General features: G+C 66.1%; 2 protein-coding genes and 1 pseudogene. 2 read left to right on the top strand and 1 reads right to left on the bottom strand.

Going from position 1 to position 1,437, the window contains the following annotated elements; genetic code table 11:
• Together AB5S17_RS23380 and AB5S17_RS23375 are read left to right on the top strand one after the other, a co-directional pair.
• Window positions 1–408: pseudogene (locus AB5S17_RS23380) on the top strand (sorbosone dehydrogenase family protein); the annotation flags it as partial.
• A gap of 95 nt (window positions 409–503) precedes the next feature.
• Complete coding sequence (locus tag AB5S17_RS23375; protein ID WP_369243576.1) at window positions 504–599, top strand: hypothetical protein; 96 nt, start codon at window positions 504–506, stop codon at window positions 597–599.
• A gap of 232 nt (window positions 600–831) precedes the next feature.
• Here AB5S17_RS23375 and AB5S17_RS23370 read toward each other — a convergent pair whose 3' ends face one another.
• Complete coding sequence (locus AB5S17_RS23370) at window positions 832–1,221, bottom strand: hypothetical protein (RefSeq protein WP_369243575.1); 390 nt, start codon at window positions 1,219–1,221, stop codon at window positions 832–834.
• Between the last annotated feature and the right edge of the window lie 216 nt (window positions 1,222–1,437).

The following is a 1,437-nucleotide window of genomic DNA, read 5'->3' as shown; positions in this document are numbered from 1 at the left end:
GGCTGGCCCTACTGCTACTGGGGCATGACCGTGGACGATCGTGTCCCGCAGGCGCCGGAGCTCGTAGCCCGTGCCATCCAACCGGATTATGCTCTCGGCGGCCACACCGCATCCCTTGGCCTGTGCTGGATGCCGGCCGGCACCTTGCCGGGGTTCGGCGAGGGCATGGTGATCGGCCAGCACGGATCATGGAATCGCGCGACGCTCAGCGGCTACAAGCTGATCTTCGTCCCCTTCGAGAATGGCGCGCCGAACGGACCTCCTCGCGACATCCTCTCCGGCTTCCTGTCAAAGGACGAGAAACTTGCCTATGGGCGTCCCGTCGGCGTGGCGATCGGCGCGGACGGCAGATCGCTGCTGATGGCCGACGATGTCGGAGACGTCATCTGGCGCGTGACCGCCGCGTGACGCAGTCGGTCGCAGATGGCGGGCGACACGACAAATTCAGCCGGCATTGACACCTCGAGGCCATCGCCGATCCAGACCACGAAGACCACGACCATATGATGCGCTGGTCGGGCGCCGCGTTCAATCCTGAAACCATAGACCTGGACGAGATCCAGAAGCGGATCGCCAAGCTCGCCGCCGCCGAACCGTAGGCAAAGCAGCCTTTGTGCAGGAAATGATTTCCTCTCCAATTTCTCCCGGCAGGAGCAGCGTTTCGGACCTCCAGATCGGCGTTACGGATCCAAACGCCGTTTGCTGGAGTAATGCCGGGGAGCCCGACCTTCCCCCGGTCATCGACCGATGCCGCCGGTCGCCGGTCGCTTCGAAAGTCAGATCGCTCTCCGCGCGACCGCAGTTTCACCGAGGCCTCCTGCCGGGCGGCAGTCACCGGGCTGAACGTTGTCGGCCCCTCACGTGGTCGGCACCATGCTGATCGCCGGCATCGGCCAATCCGGACTTCAGTCGGAAGGTCCAGCCGTCCTCGTATCGCTCGATGAGATCGTCCACGCGGCGGGCCGCCTTCTCTGGATTGAAGCCCTGCTCGACGAGGCGTCGGACGATCTCGCCGCGGAGCTTCATTAGCCCGGAGTAATCGCCGTTCTCGACGAGGAGGGTGACGAACCAGTGCAGCGTGACCCGGGCGACGTCGTCGCGCGACGGCGCCCGCTGCCGCCGCTGCTCGGCCCGGTAGCGTCGCTGGTACTCGGCCTGCTCGGCCAGGCGCCGCTCGCGGCGGGTCGCCTTCGGGTTCGACTGGGCTTCCGAACGGGGCATGGGGCTCACTCCAGGATCATCGGCTGCGGCGAGTTGGCTGGCGTTGGTTGGAGACGGGAACTTCGAGCGCCTGCCCCGCCGCAGATGGCGGCGGGGCCAAAGCAAGACGGATCAGACGTTCAGGAAGCCGATGACCCTGCGCCCCTTGCTGTCGACCGTGGGCTTGCTGACCGGGATGAAGAGGTCGTTGCGGCTGACCTTCTCTGCCGGGCGGGG

This window comes from Jiella sp. M17.18 (assembly GCF_041027365.1).
Taxonomy (GTDB): Bacteria; Pseudomonadota; Alphaproteobacteria; order Rhizobiales; family Rhizobiaceae; genus VKMB-3413.
Note: the sequence above shows the minus strand (reverse complement) of the source record. Positions and strands in the feature narration are given on the sequence as shown.